General features: G+C 48.1%; 16 protein-coding genes and 1 tRNA gene. 8 read left to right on the top strand and 9 right to left on the bottom strand.

What is annotated here, in order from left to right; all coding sequences use genetic code 11:
• Window positions 1–83: 83 nt before the first annotated feature.
• From HMPREF3119_RS11045 to aspA, 4 genes are all read right to left on the bottom strand, one after another.
• A tRNA-Phe gene (locus tag HMPREF3119_RS11045) sits at window positions 84–159 on the bottom strand.
• A 127-nt stretch (window positions 160–286) separates the two neighbouring features.
• Window positions 287–859, bottom strand: coding sequence for a division control transcriptional repressor DicD (locus HMPREF3119_RS11040; protein WP_004240606.1), 573 nt, complete (start codon window positions 857–859; stop codon window positions 287–289).
• 115 nt (window positions 860–974) lie between these two features.
• Window positions 975–2276 (bottom strand): anaerobic C4-dicarboxylate transporter, encoded by a 1302-nt coding sequence (locus HMPREF3119_RS11035; protein WP_004234961.1) that lies wholly within the window; start codon window positions 2274–2276, stop codon window positions 975–977.
• Between the two features lie 115 nt (window positions 2277–2391).
• Window positions 2392–3816 (bottom strand): aspartate ammonia-lyase, encoded by a 1425-nt coding sequence (gene aspA / locus HMPREF3119_RS11030; RefSeq protein WP_004234963.1) that lies wholly within the window; start codon window positions 3814–3816, stop codon window positions 2392–2394.
• Between the two features lie 378 nt (window positions 3817–4194).
• On the opposite strand from aspA, the gene HMPREF3119_RS11025 reads away from it, so the two are divergent.
• The 7 genes from HMPREF3119_RS11025 (at window position 4195) to HMPREF3119_RS10995 (ending at window position 11529) form a co-directional block, all read left to right on the top strand.
• On the top strand, window positions 4195–4701 hold the full coding sequence (locus tag HMPREF3119_RS11025) for an FxsA family protein (protein WP_004234964.1): 507 nt from the start codon (window positions 4195–4197) through the stop codon (window positions 4699–4701).
• Between the two features lie 172 nt (window positions 4702–4873).
• Window positions 4874–5167 (top strand): co-chaperone GroES, encoded by a 294-nt coding sequence (locus HMPREF3119_RS11020; protein WP_004240601.1) that lies wholly within the window; start codon window positions 4874–4876, stop codon window positions 5165–5167.
• Between the two features lie 64 nt (window positions 5168–5231).
• Window positions 5232–6878, top strand: a complete 1647-nt coding sequence (gene groL, locus HMPREF3119_RS11015; RefSeq protein WP_004234968.1) for a chaperonin GroEL — start codon at window positions 5232–5234, stop codon at window positions 6876–6878.
• 162 nt (window positions 6879–7040) lie between these two features.
• The gene (locus HMPREF3119_RS11010; RefSeq protein WP_004234972.1) at window positions 7041–7781 is read left to right on the top strand and encodes a MurR/RpiR family transcriptional regulator; all 741 of its coding nucleotides are present in this window, start codon (window positions 7041–7043) and stop codon (window positions 7779–7781) included.
• A gap of 274 nt (window positions 7782–8055) precedes the next feature.
• Window positions 8056–9612, top strand: coding sequence for a PTS transporter subunit EIIC (locus HMPREF3119_RS11005; protein ID WP_004234974.1), 1557 nt, complete (start codon window positions 8056–8058; stop codon window positions 9610–9612).
• A gap of 11 nt (window positions 9613–9623) precedes the next feature.
• The gene (locus HMPREF3119_RS11000) at window positions 9624–10994 is read left to right on the top strand and encodes a class-II fumarase/aspartase family protein (RefSeq protein ID WP_004240599.1); all 1371 of its coding nucleotides are present in this window, start codon (window positions 9624–9626) and stop codon (window positions 10992–10994) included.
• 187 nt (window positions 10995–11181) lie between these two features.
• Window positions 11182–11529, top strand: coding sequence for a DUF4156 domain-containing protein (locus HMPREF3119_RS10995; protein WP_004234982.1), 348 nt, complete (start codon window positions 11182–11184; stop codon window positions 11527–11529).
• 15 nt (window positions 11530–11544) lie between these two features.
• Here the strand turns inward: HMPREF3119_RS10995 and HMPREF3119_RS10990 are convergent, their stop codons facing one another.
• The 3 genes from HMPREF3119_RS10990 to epmB all read right to left on the bottom strand — a co-directional run bounded on the left by HMPREF3119_RS10990 (window position 11545) and on the right by epmB (window position 13991).
• The gene (locus HMPREF3119_RS10990; RefSeq protein ID WP_004234983.1) at window positions 11545–11772 is read right to left on the bottom strand and encodes a hypothetical protein; all 228 of its coding nucleotides are present in this window, start codon (window positions 11770–11772) and stop codon (window positions 11545–11547) included.
• 308 nt (window positions 11773–12080) lie between these two features.
• On the bottom strand, window positions 12081–12863 hold the full coding sequence (locus HMPREF3119_RS10985; protein ID WP_070579713.1) for a class I SAM-dependent methyltransferase: 783 nt from the start codon (window positions 12861–12863) through the stop codon (window positions 12081–12083).
• A 99-nt stretch (window positions 12864–12962) separates the two neighbouring features.
• The gene (gene epmB / locus HMPREF3119_RS10980) at window positions 12963–13991 is read right to left on the bottom strand and encodes an EF-P beta-lysylation protein EpmB (protein ID WP_004240597.1); all 1029 of its coding nucleotides are present in this window, start codon (window positions 13989–13991) and stop codon (window positions 12963–12965) included.
• A gap of 40 nt (window positions 13992–14031) precedes the next feature.
• Here epmB and efp point away from each other — a divergent pair, with 40 nt between their 5' ends.
• Complete coding sequence (efp, locus tag HMPREF3119_RS10975; protein WP_004234989.1) at window positions 14032–14598, top strand: elongation factor P; 567 nt, start codon at window positions 14032–14034, stop codon at window positions 14596–14598.
• Window positions 14599–14652: 54 nt separating this feature from the next.
• Here the strand turns inward: efp and HMPREF3119_RS10970 are convergent, their stop codons facing one another.
• A complete protein-coding gene (locus HMPREF3119_RS10970) occupies window positions 14653–15492 on the bottom strand; it encodes a hypothetical protein (RefSeq protein WP_070579700.1) in 840 nt (279 codons plus the stop codon).
• 41 nt (window positions 15493–15533) lie between these two features.
• Window positions 15534–17207, bottom strand: coding sequence for a kdo(2)-lipid A phosphoethanolamine 7''-transferase (gene eptB / locus HMPREF3119_RS10965; RefSeq protein ID WP_004240595.1), 1674 nt, complete (start codon window positions 17205–17207; stop codon window positions 15534–15536).
• Window positions 17208–17402 lie beyond the last annotated feature (195 nt).

Here is a 17402-nt window from a genome sequence, read left to right as displayed (position 1 = left end):
GAATGAAGAACTACGGAGAAGTAGATATCTAGCGGGCTTTATAAAGGAAAACGGACCTCCGTAGAGGTCCGTTGACATGAATTTGGTGCCCGGACTCGGAATCGAACCAAGGACACGGGGATTTTCAATCCCCTGCTCTACCGACTGAGCTATCCGGGCAACGGGGCGCATTAAACCGTATTCCGTAGTTTGCGTCAATGCCTTTCTGTCAAAAAACCATAAAAAAAGTGTGAGTGTGCTCTTTTTATGCAGAATGCGGACGCAATTTATGCATGTGGTGAATAAATCAGCTGAGTGCGCCGTTTTTACGGCAACGGGCGATAGTCAGCACATCTTCTGCCAGCCGCCGGGCGGTGGCGATATCATCGGTACTGCGGGATATCAGCAGTTTGCTCAGGCATCCTTCCAGAATCAGTTCCAGCTGACGGGCCACCATATCGCAATCATCAATATCCAGCTCTCTGAGCAGCTCTGTGGTAAATGCAAAGGCACTTTGTTTCTGCTGGCGGGATAACTGATGGATAGGGTGATCCGCATCAGGAAAGGCGCTGCTGGCCGCAATAAACAGACATCCCGGAAAACGGTTTTCGCGGACACGTTCCGCCAGTGCCGTGTAACGGGCAAGCAGTTTATCTTCACAGGACAGCGACTCATCCAGCAGAATGCGGCGCTGCCAGATATCAATCTGATTACCGTGGTAACGCAGGCAGTCGTAGAGCAGGTCATTACGGGTCGGCCAGAAAATCCGCAGGCGTTCGGGATCAATGTCCAGGTTATCGTTGAGGGTGGCTTCAGACATCAGAAGGCCGTGGTTTTCCAGCAGACTCAGTGCCTGATTGAGGACGTCTTCACGTTGCACAGCAGGTTCTCCCTGATAAAGGCATATGATCCAGAATAACGTGAGTGCTGATGAAAGGCGAGAGACGCAGGTAAATAAAATCCGCCCCAGAGGGCGGATTTATCAGTGCAGGGAATTACAGAACGACACTGCCGATCAGGAAGCCGAAGCAGACCGACAGTGCGACACCAATGGTGCCCGGGATAAAGAACGGGTGGTTGAAGACCAGTTTGCCGATACGGGTGGTACCGGTGTCATCCATCTGAACCGCCGCGACCAGGGTCGGGTAGGTCGGCAGGATAAACAGACCGGAAACCGCAGAGAAAGAGGCAATGGCAGTCAGTGGTGTAACACCCAGCGCCAGTGCCATCGGCATCAGCGCTTTGGCGGTGGCGGCCTGTGAATAGAGCAGGGCAGAACAGAAGAAGAAAATAACCGCCAGCAGCCACGGATGCTGCGTGATTAAATCACCGGCAGTCAGTTTGATCCACTCCAGATTTGCCTGAACGAAGGTATCGCCCAGCCACGCCACACCCAGGATACAGATACAGGCGCTCATCCCGGCTTTAAAGGTACTGGAGTTCAGGATGATATCCGTCTCTACCTTGCATATCAGGGTAATAAGTGTCGCGACACTGAGCATGATAATCAGAATGGCGTTGGTGGTGGACATAATCGGTTCAGACAACAGCCCGACACTCTTACTGTTGACAACCGCAAAGACCACAACGGACAGGACACCGAGCAGGAACAGGAGAACAGACAGTTTGGCAGCTGGTTTGATGGCAGCTTTTTCACTGCGGTTCAGTTCCACCACGCCTTCAGCAAGACGTTTCTTAAAGACCGGGTCATTGGCGAGTTTGTCATCAAACAGCCAGGACACAATAAAGGACATCAGGATGATCGCGACAAAGGTGGATGGCAGCAGGATCATCAGCAGATGCAGGTAACTGACGCCCATCGGCTCCATGACCGATGACATATACACCACCGCCGCTGAAATCGGTGATGCGGTGATCCCTATCTGCGCGGCCACAACGGCGGTGGAAAGCGGACGGGAAGGTTTAATCCCCTGTTCTTTGGCAACTTCGGTGATCACCGGCAGGGTTGCCAGTGAAATATTACCGGTTCCGGCAAACAGTGTCAGAAAATAGGTGACGATCGGGGCGAGGATGGTGATATAGCGCGGATTGCGGCGCAGCAGTTTTTCAGTCTGCTGAACCAGATAATCCAGCCCGCCCGCGACCTGCATGGCAGAGATTGCAGCGATAACAGCCATTATAATGGAGATAACGTCGAACGGGATGCTGCCCGGTTTCACGCCGATGGCGGCGAGGGCAAGAACCCCCAGTCCGCCGGCAAAACCGATACCTATCCCTCCGAGGCGCGCCCCGAGATAAATGGCCAGCAGTACGATAATAAATTCGATGGCTAGCATAAGTGCTCCTGTAAAATCCCGTAGAAAAATGTTAAATTTTTGTAGTAGGGTAATAAAAAAGCACGTTACCTTGCGATGACGTGCTTTTGTGTTCTATGTATTTCTTATTATTATATTAGTCATCAAAGCGTTTTGCTTTATAGGCCGGATTCTTTAAGTTCTCAATTGAGAAAATATCATCCAGCTCAGCTTCTGTCAGAAGACCGCGCTCCAGAACCACTTCGCGCACACTCTTGCCGGTTTCCGCACAAATCTTACCGACGATATCCCCGTTATGGTGACCGATGAACGGGTTCAGGTAAGTCACGATACCGATAGAGTTGAACACATACGCTTCACAAATTTCTTTGTTGGCGGTAATACCGGAAACGCATTTCTCACCCAGGTTGCGGCAGGCGTTGCTCAGCAGAGAAATAGATTCAAACATCGCCTGGCCGATAGCCGGTTCCATCACGTTCAGCTGTAACTGACCTGCTTCGGCAGCCATGGTGACGCAGACGTCGTTACCGATGACTTTGAAACACGCCTGGTTTACCACTTCCGGAATCACCGGGTTCACTTTTGCCGGCATGATAGAAGAACCCGCCTGCATTTCCGGCAGATTGATCTCTTTGAGACCCGCACGCGGACCGGAGGAGAGCAGACGCAGGTCATTACAGATTTTGGAGAGCTTCATGGCCAGGCGTTTCAGCGCACTGTGCAGCATCACGTAAGCACCGCAGTCAGACGTTGCTTCGATCAGGTCTTCTGCCGGTACACACGGCAGGCCGGTCACTTCCGCCAGTTTTTCCACCGCCAGTTTCTGATAGCCCGGTGCGGTGTTCAGCCCGGTACCAATCGCGGTGGCACCCAGGTTCACTTCCAGCACCAGTTGTGCAGAGTGGTGCAGGTTTTTGACTTCTTCTTTCATCAGGATGGCAAAGGCGTGAAATTCCTGGCCTAATGTCATCGGAACCGCATCCTGTAACTGGGTGCGACCCATTTTCAGGATATCTTTGAATTCATTTGCTTTGGTATCAAATACGCCTTTCAGATACTCAACGGATTTAATCAGCTGGGTAATTGAATTATAGACGGCGATACGGAAGCCGGTCGGGTAAGCATCGTTGGTGGACTGGGCTTTGTTCAGGTGATCATTCGGGTTGAGGAACTCATATTCCCCTTTTTTATGGCCCATCAGTTCCAGGCCGATATTTGCCAGTACTTCGTTTGTGTTCATATTCAGTGAAGTACCGGCACCACCCTGGAAAACATCCACAGGGAACTGATCCATACATTTACCGTGGATCAGGACTTCATCGCAGGCTTTGATGATGGTATCCGCAATCGCACGCGGAATAGTGTGCAGTTCTTTATTCGCCATGGCAGCGGCTTTTTTCACCATCACCATGCCACGGATAAATTCCGGGACATCATTGATTGTACGGTCGCTGATATAGAAATTTTCGATAGCCCGCAGTGTATGGACACCATAATACACATCGTCCGGTACTTCGCGTTTACCCAGCAGGTCTTCTTCGATACGAAAATTATTTGACATGAGAACCTTCTTTGATTGAATGGTTGTCTTACTTAATAGTAAAGACAGCAATTATATTATTTTGTCCGATATTAATAGAGAGTATCACTTAGTTTATTGCATTCTCAGTGATGATATTCTGTATTTGCGTTGAATCCTTTTAGCCAGATCACTTATTAACTGAAATGTTTGCACTATTATCACTCTTATGTGCGATAAATCACAAATATCATGTGCGATTCCGGCACATGCCGCGCTTGAAAACGTCTGAAATGACCCCATCATTATGAACATCCATGACTAAAAATCGAATTTACAGCGCGTCTCTTAGAAGTAGTTCACAAAGGCTGACAAAGGGGCGGTTTTTTACATCACAGTGCACCACATAAGGAAGACGTTATGCGTTGGTTACCCCTTATCCTCATTTGTCTGCTGATCTATATTGAGGCGGTCATTTTTGTTCACGTGGCATCCGCCATCGGTGTGTTTATGACACTGGTGCTGGTGGTACTGACATCCTGTCTCGGCGTATCTCTGGTGCGCAATCAGGGAATGCGTAATCTGAGTCTGATTCAGCAGAAAATTCAGGCGGGTGAGAGCCCTGCGGCAGAGATGATCAAAAGCGTCTCTCTGGTGCTGGCCGGTATCCTGCTGGTCCTGCCGGGCTTTTTCACCGATTTCTTAGGGCTGCTGTTGCTGCTGCCGCCGGTACAGAAACTGCTGGTGTCCCGTGTGCTGCCGTTTATCCGCGTGTATCAGCCGCGGACGAACCCGTTCGCCGGTAACGCGGCAAACCGGGGGAATGTGTACGAAGGGGAATTTGAGCGCCGGGGTGACACTCCATCTCAGCGGCTCAACCAGTCACCGGCGTCACACAACGATGATAATCCGCAGGATAAACCCTGATATCTGAACAGTTTGGACAGAGACCGTGAAATTTCGTATTTTTTTCGTCTCTGCCCCCTTGAACTTGTCCGGAACTGACCCCATCTGCTCAAACATGGCAATGGTATTAGTATCCGGCCTGAACCTTTAATCCACGTTATTTGATACGGATTTTTTTACAGGAGATCTATCAATGAAAATTCGTCCTTTGCACGACCGTGTTATTGTTAAGCGTAAAGAAGTTGAAGCGAAATCAGCGGGCGGGATCGTCCTGACCGGTACAGCGGCAGGTAAATCGACCCGTGGTGAAGTGCTGGCAGTAGGTAACGGTCGCATCCTGGAAAACGGCGAAATGAAACCACTCGACGTTAAAGTCGGTGATATCGTGATTTTCAATGATGGTTACGGCGTAAAAGCTGAAAAAATTGATAATGAAGAAGTGCTGATTATGTCTGAAAGCGACATCCTGGCGATTGTCGAAGCATAATTACACCGTACTGGTTGTACTCAGATCTTCTTAAACCATAAAAGCATTCGAAGGAATAGAAATAATGGCAGCTAAAGACGTAAAATTCGGTAACGACGCCCGTGTTAAAATGCTCCGTGGTGTCAATGTTCTGGCAGACGCAGTAAAAGTCACTTTAGGTCCGAAAGGCCGTAACGTTGTGTTAGACAAATCATTCGGCGCACCGGTTATCACTAAAGATGGTGTGTCTGTTGCGCGTGAAATCGAGCTGGACGACAAGTTCGAAAACATGGGTGCACAGATGGTGAAAGAAGTTGCCTCCAAAGCGAACGACGCTGCGGGCGACGGTACCACCACTGCAACCGTACTGGCTCAGTCTATCATCACTGAAGGCCTGAAAGCCGTTGCTGCGGGCATGAACCCGATGGATCTGAAACGCGGTATCGATAAAGCCGTTGTTGCAGCCGTTGAAGAACTGAAAAAACTGTCTGCACCATGCTCTGATACCACTGCAATCGCGCAGGTAGGTACTATCTCTGCAAACTCCGATGAAACTGTCGGTAAACTGATTGCGGAAGCAATGGATAAAGTCGGTAAAGAAGGCGTTATCACTGTCGAAGAAGGCACCGGCCTGGAAGACGAACTGGATGTTGTTGAAGGTATGCAGTTCGACCGCGGTTACCTCTCCCCGTATTTCATCAACAAACCGGAAACCGGTTCTGTTGAGTTAGAAAACCCGTACATCCTGCTGGTCGACAAAAAAATCTCCAACATCCGTGAACTGCTGCCGGTTCTGGAAGGCGTTGCCAAAGCAAGCAAACCGCTGATGATCATCGCAGAAGATGTTGAAGGTGAAGCACTGGCAACACTGGTGGTTAACACCATGCGCGGTATCGTGAAAGTGGCTGCGGTGAAAGCACCGGGCTTCGGCGACCGTCGTAAAGCGATGCTGCAGGATATCGCAACCCTGACCAACGGTACTGTTATCTCTGAAGAGATCGGTATGGAGCTGGAAAAAGCAACTCTGGAAGACCTGGGTCAGGCAAAACGTATCGTTATCAACAAAGATACCACTACTATCATTGATGGTGTGGGTGACGAAGAGACTATCGCAGCACGCGTTGGTCAGATCCGTCAGCAGATCGAAGATTCAACCTCAGATTACGACCGTGAAAAACTGCAGGAGCGCGTAGCGAAACTGGCAGGCGGTGTTGCTGTTATCAAAGTCGGTGCGGCAACTGAAGTTGAAATGAAAGAAAAACGCGCCCGTGTTGACGATGCTCTGCACGCAACCCGCGCAGCCGTTGAAGAAGGTGTGGTTGCCGGCGGCGGTACTGCATTAGTCCGCGTTGCGGCTGCTCTGACTGCCCTGACCGGTGATAACGAAGATCAGAACGTGGGTATCCGTGTTGCGCTGCGCGCAATGGAAGCACCTATGCGTCAGATCGTTGAAAACGCAGGTGAAGAACCATCTGTTGTTGTTAACACCGTGAAAGGCGGTAAAGGTAACTATGGTTACAACGCAGCCACCGAAGAATACGGCGACATGATCGCAATGGGTATCCTGGATCCGACTAAAGTAACCCGTTCTGCTCTGCAGTTCGCCGGTTCTATCGCGGGTCTGATGATCACCACTGAAGCGATGATCACTGAACTGCCTAAAGACGACAAAATGGATTTAGGTGCAGCCGGTGGTATGGGCGGCATGGGCGGTATGGGCGGCATGATGTAATCATGTAGTCTGACTGCAATTGTTTGCTGAAAAAGCCCGTAACCTGATTGGTTACGGGCTTTTTTTTGTGTGTCCGGTTTGTATTTTATAATATCCCACTGTTTATCATCATTATGAGGTATTATTGAGAGATACCGCTGCTGAAATGGGGGAGTGCCGGATATGCTGGATTTTCTGAAGAATTACGACAACTTAACCGTCAGTGAGAAGAAAGTATTAAAATATCTTACGGAAAATATTGCCGATATCCCCTGGTTAAATATTAATGAATTAGTCGCCAAAACGTTTGTGTCCAAAACGGTGATTATCAATTTATCCCAGAAATTAGGTTTCAGCGGGTTTAAAGAACTTAAATTTCAGATTAACAATCATATCCTCTCACAAAATAAAGCAGAGAAAAAAGCACCTGCATCCTATAAAAAACAGCTCGAGAATAATATTCATAAGACCTTCACACTGATTAATGAAGATCAGATCCGCGATTGTGCAAAAACATTGCGCGGTTCACGGAATATCTTTCTGGTGGCACGGGGAACCAGCAAGGCAGTCGGTTACTATCTGGAGCATTTATTATTTTCGCTGGGACTGCACTGCTTTTTTATTAATGATTATAACCTTTCTGACTCCTTTACCCGCCTTGTCAGCAAAGATGACACTGTGATTTTTATCTCCCTCTCCGGCGGAACCAAAAAGATCATTGAAACCGCAAAAATCGTTCAGCTGAAAGATGCCCATATCATCAGTATGACCGCCTTCCACACGAATGAACTGACCACATACGCAAATAACACACTCTTTTGCTTCTCTGACAGTTATGACACCAAACGGGATGACTCAAAGTCCAGAACAGGATTTTTTATCCTGGTGGATTTATTAATTAATGAGCTGGAAAGTTTGCTGTAAATAAATGAACTCATTATTTAGCTTAAGTTGAATTGAATGCTTTTTGTTCAATAATTCCTGCTTTTTTTAAAATAATCGTTTATTCAGAAAATCATTAACAGAATGCCTTAAAAATTATTATCATCCTGATTTTTAAATCATTATCGCCTTAGAATGACCCGGGTCATAATTTAAGACCTGAGATAATATTTAAAACCGTACCATCATTTCATTTCAAAAACGCAGTGCTAGTATTCCGGGTAATATCAATATTCTTCGTCGCAGGGAAAATAATATGGCTAAAAGAAAATTCGGAGAGTCGATCCAGCGCTTTGGCCGGACACTGCTCCTGCCAATCGGGGTTTTGGCTCCGATAGGTATGATTCTGGGGATCAGTGGTGCATTAGTGCAGACCTACATGATCGCCCGGTTCCCTTTCCTCGGAAATGAAACGGTTAACGCACTGCTTGTCAGTATCCGCTCTATTGCGGGCGTTATTTTTGACAATATTCCGCTGCTCTTTGCCATGGGGGTTGCCTACGGGATGAGCCAGCGTGATAAGGGGATCGCGGTCTTCGCCTCCGTGGTGGGGTATTTGTCGCTGATTATCACCATGAATATCTGGCTGGTACTCACCGGCAAACTGGCTGATCCGGCCATTATGGGACAGGTGGGGCAAATTAAGGTTCTGGGGATCCAAACCTTAAATATCAGTGCCGCCGGGGGGATCATTACCGGTCTGATTGCCGCCTGGGCAACGGACAAGTTTTACAACCTTGAACTGCCGACTGCCTTCGCTTTCTTCTCCGGTAAAAAATCCGTTTCCATCATCATGGTCGGCCTGATGATTATGGTCGGCGCGACATTACCGTTTATCTGGGAAGTGCTGGTTCAGGGGCTGATGAAGCTCTCTGCTGTCTTCCTCAGCCCTGTCGGTCCGTTCTTTACGGCGGGTGGTGAGCGTCTGTTTATTCCGTTCGGTCTGCACCACGTCTGGAACGTGCTGTTCAGATTTACCGAAGCCGGCGGTACTTATGTCATCGACGGGCAAACCTATGTCGGTGTTGTTCCGGCGCTGACAGAAGTATTGTTCAAACAGGGACCGGGAACCGAATACTGGGCGATGATGCCAAGCCTGACGCGCTTTATGGCGCAGCAGCAAATGCTGGTGACGCTGTTCCTGTTCCCGGCAATCGCGTTAGCTATCTATAAAACATCGAAGAAAGAGAACCGCGCGGAAGTGAAATCCATGCTGGTGACGATGGTACTGACCGCCATGCTCGGTAACGTCACGGAACCGCTTGAATTTACCTTCGTGTTTATCGCACCGCTGCTGTATTTAATTTATGCCATCATCGTGGGTATTGGTGCGGTATTGCTGTCATTCGCCGGTGTCGCGATTGGTTATATCCGCGGAACCATCTTCGATTTCACGATTTTCGGCCTGCTGTACGAACGTACTAACTGGATATTCCTGGTGCTTATCGGTACCGGTCTGGCGGTGGTGACGTTCTTTATCTTCCGCTGGGCTATCCTCCGGTTTGATATTAAAACGCCGGGCCGTGAAGAATCCAGCAATCTGAAAAACACGTTAATTAAAGAAAAACGTTATGGTGAAATCGCGGAAATTCTTATCGAGGCGTTAGGCGGAAAACAAAATATCCGTAACGTTGATAACTGTATTACCCGTATGCGTATCGATATCGCAGAAGTGAATAAGATTGATAAAGAGTTAATGTCGGAATCAGGATGTACTGCATTCTTCTTTCCATCGGCAAACCACGTCCATGTTGTTTACGGACCGAAGGTTGAATTTGTCCGCAACGCTGTTGATGAAGCAATGAAGAAATAAAAGGATATATGATGAGAGCTTTATATGATTCTAAAAGTAAAACCATCGATGACCGCGGCATAAAAGCGCTGCTGTCAGATGAGGCCAAATACAATACCTGGCTGATGTTTGAATCAGTGCTAGCTCAGGCACAGGCAGAACTGGGGTTTATTCCCCGGTCTGCTGCCGGTGAAATTAAAGAAAAGGCGGTTATTGAGAATATCGATTTCGAAGAGATGAGCCGTATCTATCAGAAAATCGGTCATGGCTTCGTACCATTTTTAAAAGTATTAGTGAATGCCTGCTCGGAAGAGAGTGGTAAATATATCCATTACGGTATTACCACCCAGAATATTCAGCAGAGTTCACAGCTGTATATGATGAAGACAGTGCATAATAAATTTATGCTGCTGTTAAGCGAGATCCTGGAAAATTTATCGCGTCTTGCAGAAAAAACCAAACACATGGTGATGCCGGGCAGGACACACGGCCGTCATGCCATTCCTATCACTTACGGCTACAAAGTGGCGGTGTGGATCAGCGATTTTATTGATTGCAGCCAGCGCATGAAAGAGTGTGAAAAACGCGTATTCACTATCATGATGGGCGGTGCGGTCGGGGCATTTAACACCATGCCGGGTATCGGTCTGGAAGTCCAGAAACGAGTTGCTGAACTGACAGGCATGCATGCGATGGAAGTGCCGTCCCGCAACCTGAGCACCCATAAACTGGAGTATATGGCGAACCTGGCGCTGATGGCGAATATCTGCCACAAAATCGGTGAGGAAGTTTACAGCACCACGCTGGAAGAGATCGCGGAAGTTTCCGAAGGCTTTACCAGGGGTACTGTGGGCAGCAGCACTATGCCGCACAAAATTAACCCGAAACTGGCCAAAGGCATTATTGCGAACTCCCAGAAACTGTACTCACTGCCGGGTGTCGGCATGTACTCCGCTGTCAGACCGTATGAGGGTGACAGCAGCTCTTATATGTTATTCGACGGACTGATCGAGGAAGCACTCGAACTGACCACCGAAGTGCTGCTGAGAACAGAAGAGCTCACCAGAACCATCGTGCCTCATGAAGAGAGAATGCTGCACAACGTCATGAGAAACAAAGGGCTGGACAACACCGAATACGTCATGATGAAAATGGCGGAAAAGCTGGGTAAAGATAAAGCGCACTCATTACTGTATGAGGAAGCGATTAAAACCGCTGCGGATGGTGAGGATTTCTACACAAATCTGACGAAAAACGACACCATTACCGCTGCTTTCAGCAATGAAGAAATCAAAGCAATGTTAGATCCGCGCGCGTATATTGGTCTGTCTGTCGAAATCGCCGAAAAAGAAGCGAAACGCGGTTCAGATGCCGCTCAGAAAATTAAAAAAGACTATCAGTAAATTACCGGGCTGACACAGGAAAAACCAAACCGGTACTTTGAGGAAACTCAGGTGCCGGTTTTTTTATGCATAATTTGCGGCTGATTGCGATCAGCGGGTGGTTTTCAGCGATTAGTTTTTGAAGTCGCTGCCACAAAGTGGTTAAATTAGCTGTATAAATTTTTTCCAACCGTGAATGAGGAAAACTATGCGGATTAAAATGTTACCCGGTGCGCTGGCACTGTTATTACTGGCAGGCTGTACGACCACGAACGAACTGAGCTCCGCCGGATCACAGGTCCGCTTTTCCGAAGAGCAGCCACCGGCAGAATGTCAGAAATTAGGTGAGGTTACCGGTGTACAGAGCAACTGGATGACCGGTGTCGGTAACGAAAGCAGCTCCATGCGCGGTGCGGCAAATGACCTGCGTAACAAAGCCGCTGCAATGGGCGGTAACGTGATTTATGGTCTCGGCAGCCCGGCAGAGTCAGCGATTGTGTCCAGCCTGATCCCGGTGGATAGCAAGCTGACGGGTCAGGTATTTAAGTGCCCATAATTTAACGAATTCGCGTCATCCTTCAACCTGCAGCGGTGTTGGCTTCGTTCGGCCACGCGGGTCACATACTGGTGTATGCTCCCCGGATGTCCTCACTTTGCCGCCTTGCTGCAGATTGAATGATTTAGCGAAATTGTCTGAGTCAGATACAAAAAAACCACCGTCAATATAAACGGTGGTTTTTTTATTCAGATGTGAAAAGCGCGGGCGGCGGGTAAAGAAAACAGAAAGCATGCGGGCCATGGATGACGCGCCTGAGCGTATACGCGTCATCCTTTCGCCCATAGCCGCGTTGGCCGCACTCAGTGTCCCGGGTCACATACTGGTGTATGCTCCCCGTGCCCCTTCACTTGCCGCCTTACTCTGAACGAAATGATTTAGCGTATAACAGGGATGTGTTTACCGCGTCTTTCTGTTTTTGCCTGTTACCGGTGCAGATACCGTAATCACAGTCTTAAAGTATTCACAGCGACTTTCTGCTTTTACCGGTTATCAGCATGGCACCGTAATCACGGTTTGTTGTATCTGTATTTACGAAAACGCACGGAATCTCAGCCAATCTTCACTGCCGCAGTCGCAATAAATGTCGGCAGATAATTATCGATAACAAAACGCGGGTTCGGTTGCCAGTCCTCATAAAAATCTGTCAGATGAAAACCGGCTTTCAGCTGTCCGCCGATCAAATCAGTCAGGGAATGGCCAAACACAAAAGCTTCCTGCCGTGCCTGCTTCTCTGCCAGTTGCTCCGGTGTTAATGCTGTCAGTTCAGAAAACGGCATTTTATATGCTGGTTTTATAATGCCTTCTTCGCGGTATTTCGCATCACGATCGCCGACAAAGACCACTGAATTAAAGAAACTGGCCAATAGTGTGCCGCCGGTTTTCAGTACGCGGTGGCATTCACGCCATACCGGATTCACATCCGGGATATACAGATTGGAAATCGGATGGAACACGCAGTCAAAAGTACCATCCGCAAATGCGCTGAGATCCCGCATATCGCCCTGTACCGCCTGCAGTGTCAGCCCGTCGCGCTGAGCAACCTGACGATCGAGCTCAAGTTGCTTATCTGATAAATCAAACACCGTCACATCCGCACCGGCGGCAGCCAGTACCGGGGCCTGCTGACCACCGGCAGAGGCCAGACAGAGAATACGTTTGCCTTTCACATCTCCCAGCCAGTCTTTCGGCAGCGGCTGCGGGGTGAGATGCACATCCCAGTTTCCTTGTTTGGCAGCCGCAATCAGCTCTGCGCTGACCGGTGTTGACCACGCCTGTTGTTGTTCCGCCTGTTTATCCCACGCGGCCTGGTTTGAGGTTAAAAAATCCGTCATAATTTTGTACTCCATAATACATAATGTACGCAATTTAACCTGTCTGAAGTTACCTGTAAAATACTATTTCTTCAGATGACCGTGTTTACGTGGTAATACTCAGCTCTGACGCAGACGGAGATCGATCGGTGTTTTACTCGGCTCACCACCGATTTCCCGGGTCAGACGTGGCACCAGATACCCGGAAATACGCGGCAGAAGATCATGCATGATGCGGCGTGCTTCATCATCACTGATCAGAAAATGTCCCGCACCCTGTACTTTATCCAGCACATGCAGGTAATAAGGCAGAATACCGGCGTCAAACAGCGCATTACTGAGCTGTGCCAGCACCTCTGCATTGTCATTCACATCACGCAGAAGAACGCTCTGATTGAGCAGGGTAACGCGGCTTTCACGCAGCTGATTCATTTTTTCTTTCAATGTATCGTCGATTTCATTCGCGTGATTGATATGTGTGACTAAAATTATCTGTAGCCGTGAATCGCGGAAACGCGCGGTCAGTCCCGGCGTAATGCGTTCAGGGATCACGACAGGCAGACGGCTGTGAATGCGCAGCCGCTGAATATGGGGAATCGCTTCCAGTTGCGTCAGCAGCCAGTCCAGTTCATGGTCTTTTGCCATCAGCGGATCACCGCCGGAGAAAATGATTTCATTGAGTTCAGGATGGTTAGCGATATAATCGAGCGCCTGCTGCCAGTTATGTCTGGTGCCTTTATTGTCCTCATACGGGAAGTGACGGCGGAAACAGTAGCGGCAGTTGACCGCGCACCCGCCTTTCACTAACAGCAATGCCCGGTTGTGATATTTATGCAGTAGTCCCGGAACAACACTATGTTGTTCATCCAGCGGATCGTCAGAGAACCCCGGGGTCAGGTCAAATTCAGCCCTGTGTGTCATGGTCTGAAGTAATAACGGATCGCGCGGATTGCCTTTTTCCATTTTGGCGATAAAAGGACGGGGAACACGCAGAGCAAACAACCGGCGGGCATCAGTACCGGCACGCCAGTTTTCGTCCTGTTCCAGACCTAATATTGCCAGCAGTTCTGTTGGGTTGGTGACAGAATCAGTGAGTTGATGCAGCCAGACTTCTCGGGCGGGTTGTTTTTGGGTTACAATATCGACCATTTTTTTGGCTATGCCATTTATTTAAAATTAGAGGATTTCCATGGCTACTTATAGTACCAACGAATTTCGCCAAGGTCTTAAAATTATGTTAGACGGCGAACCTTGCGTGGTTGTTGAAAGTGAGTTTGTTAAACCGGGTAAAGGTCAGGCATTCGCCCGTGTGCGTCTGCGTAAACTGATCTCCAACAAACTGCTGGAGAAAACCTTCAAATCAACAGACTCTGCGGAAGGCGCTGATGTCATGGATCTGAACCTGACTTACCTGTACAACGACGGTGAGTTCTGGCACTTCATGAACAACGAAACTTTCGAGCAGCTGGCTGCGGATGAGAAAGCTATCGGTGATAATGCCAAATGGCTGATCGACCAGGCTGAATGTATCGTTACCCTGTGGGACGGCCGTCCTATCGCGGTTACCCCGCCAAACTTTGTTGAGCTGGAAATCACGGAAACCGATCCGGGCCTGAAAGGTGATACTGCCGGTACCGGCGGTAAACCAGCGACCCTGAGCACTGGTGCAGTGGTTAAAGTACCTCTGTTCGTGCAGATTGGTGAAGTGATCAAAGTTGACACCCGTTCAGGTGAATACGTTTCCCGCGTGAAATAAGATTACGTGATGAATTACAAAACCGCCGCTGAATCAGCGGCGGTTTTTTTATATTCAGTAATATTCATAACGGTAACGCTGAATGGTTTGTAAGACCGGCTCCGGATTGTCATCCGCAGAATAGCCGTAATAATCGGCGATATAATTTTTTTGCAGCAGACAGTTACCGTGATGATCCCATTGTTCACAACGTTCGGTGAGTACATTCAGCAGTTCGCTGCCGCTGTAAATAGAGATCAAAGTGACTGATGGCCACGGCTGAGCAGTGTAAGTAAAGCGGGTCTCTGAGGAACCGGAGCCACGGGAAACGTGTGACAGGCGGCCTTGTGAATCATAGCGGTAAAAGAGACTTTCTGATTTTTCTCCGTCCGTTTTCACCTCATCCATACTGTGGAGCCGGCTGTTTTCCCAATTGATACGGGCAGTAACGGCATCCTCCTGTTCATCGTCACCGGTATTTTTATTCAGTAAGGTATAGCCGGCAATCTGTCCTTTATCATTTATCGTCCGGGTGATGTCTGTTTGTGAATTAATGTGTTTACCGTGAAATTTGTATTCTGCTGTGCCGGTCAGGTGAAGCGGATTATCCGTATCTGTTTTGTACTGTTCTTTCCGGTAAACGTCCGGGCTTATCAGATAGTACATCTGCTGCTCATACTGCGTCACGGCACCGCACGGTGACAATGTAATGGTGGTTTCGCTGCTGCCGTAAGATTTTTGTTTGTTATTGCGTGTGGTAACAACGGATTTGACCGGCCCGTTCAGATACAGGCCGGTGATAATATAGGTATTTTCCCGGTTCAGCTGACGCTGTGCGTCCGTACAACTGCTGTCGTCTGCCATTGCTGCGGACAGCGGCAGGCAGAGCGCCAGCAGGGTAACTGTTTTTCTCATCCTTAAATTCTCTCTCTGTATCAGCGGATGAGGTTACTGTATCACCGATAGCAGAGATTATTTTTATTATTAATCCCGCCGTCGGATGATGTCACACCGGAACAGCCGAGAATGGTATCGAATAATTCATGATGGAAAAATGTCCGCGTCCGGCTGTTTTCTTTCAGGTTATCAAACAGGGACGGGTTATTTTTTATGTAGTTATCTGACATCCAGACAATAAACGGCACACGGAACTGCTCCGGCGGGGCAATATGCCGTGGCGTACCGTGCAGGCGCATCCCGTTATTTTCGCCCAGGGATTCCCCGTGGTCGGAGGTATAAAAGACAATCGCATTTTTGTCTTTTAATTTTTCTGTCAGATCATGCAGAAAATGATCGGTGTATAAGATCGAATTATCATAAGCATTGATCTCTTCCTGTATGCTGCATTTGGTTCCTTCCTCTGTGCATTCCGGCATATATTTGCGGAATTCAGGCGGATAACGCTTGGAATAAAGATGATGTGAGCCTTTGGTATGTAAAATAATCAGGTTCTGCCCCTGTTTTTTACGGGCGAGCATATCATCAACTTCATCCATCAGTAATTCATCACGGATAGCTTTGCCCGGCGTTCTGTTCTGAGCGGTGATCATCTCACGGATCAGATAATTATCCAGGTCGAGCCGGTTATAGAACCAGACTTCACTTTGCATGGAAAACAGCTCGGAATAAAAGCCGTTCTGTTTCATCACAGAGAAAACATTATTTTCGGTAACTGTCCGCTGTTCGTTATCTTTTACGCCGCCTTCACGCACAAACATGCAGCGCAGCGATAATTTGGTGGAGGTATCACAGGACTGACCTTTAAAGGCGATAACGTTTTTATCGGCAGATAATAATGGCGTTGTTTCCCGTTCATAACCGAGTAATTGCATATGATCCCAGCGGGCGGTTTCGCCTATCACGAAAACCACATATAAATCGTCATTCTGCGGCGCCGGAGTGTAAGTAAATTCATCGGCCGGGTCGAATAAATCAATTTCATTAAAGGTATCGTCATATTTGACCACCGCATACTGTACCAGCGGCACAATCCAGTTGGTCGGTAAATAGGAGTAACTCAGCTCTCCGCCATAACTCGACACATCAATACTGCCGTTCATTTCAATTTTTTTCTGATTGGCATCCGCCAGTTTTAAATAACCGAAAATCAGAACCGGAATAACAATAAATGTAAACAGAGCGAGTGCCCGGCGGCGTGATGCCGTTTGTATGCTTGTTTTTTTTGCCGACCAGATCAGAAATAAAGCCGGAATGGAAAGCAGTGAGAACCAGAGATAAAAATGCCCGCCGACCGCTTCCTGTGACAGTTCAACACTGTCCGTGGCCAGCGTGGAGACTAAAATACCATAACCGATAATCACGTCATAAAACATCACGTAGTAACTGACAGCGATACTGACCAGAATAATAAAGCTGCTCAAAATCTTAAAACTCAGTAATCCGGTTTGGGCAATGAGCCGGAACAAGAAGAAGCTGAACAGAACATTGGCAAAAATTTCAGCAATCAGATAAAGGGAACCATAGTCTCCGGCCAGTAATAACTGGTTCTGAGCACGGGAAAAATACACGGTGTAGTTGAGAAAAAAGCCCAGAAACAGGGCAAGAACAGCAGAAACAACAAATTCATTTCTTAGTGTGTTTAATAACGGACGTATTGGCATCGGGTACATCACTTCATCGCTAAAGAGAGTTAGAGAAACGATCGGTTACTTGGTTCAATATTTATTCATTAATCATCTGCATCATAACTGATGACAGCAGACCGCATGACATTTTTGTCGTCATTAGTGTCGAACCGACAGTTATCCGCCCCTGAAAATTACGACAATATACTGATAAATATCCATTTTTACACATGGCATGAA

The organism is Morganella sp. HMSC11D09, assembly GCF_001807955.1.
Classification (GTDB): Bacteria; Pseudomonadota; Gammaproteobacteria; order Enterobacterales; family Enterobacteriaceae; genus Morganella; species Morganella morganii.
Note: the sequence above shows the minus strand (reverse complement) of the source record. Positions and strands in the feature narration are given on the sequence as shown.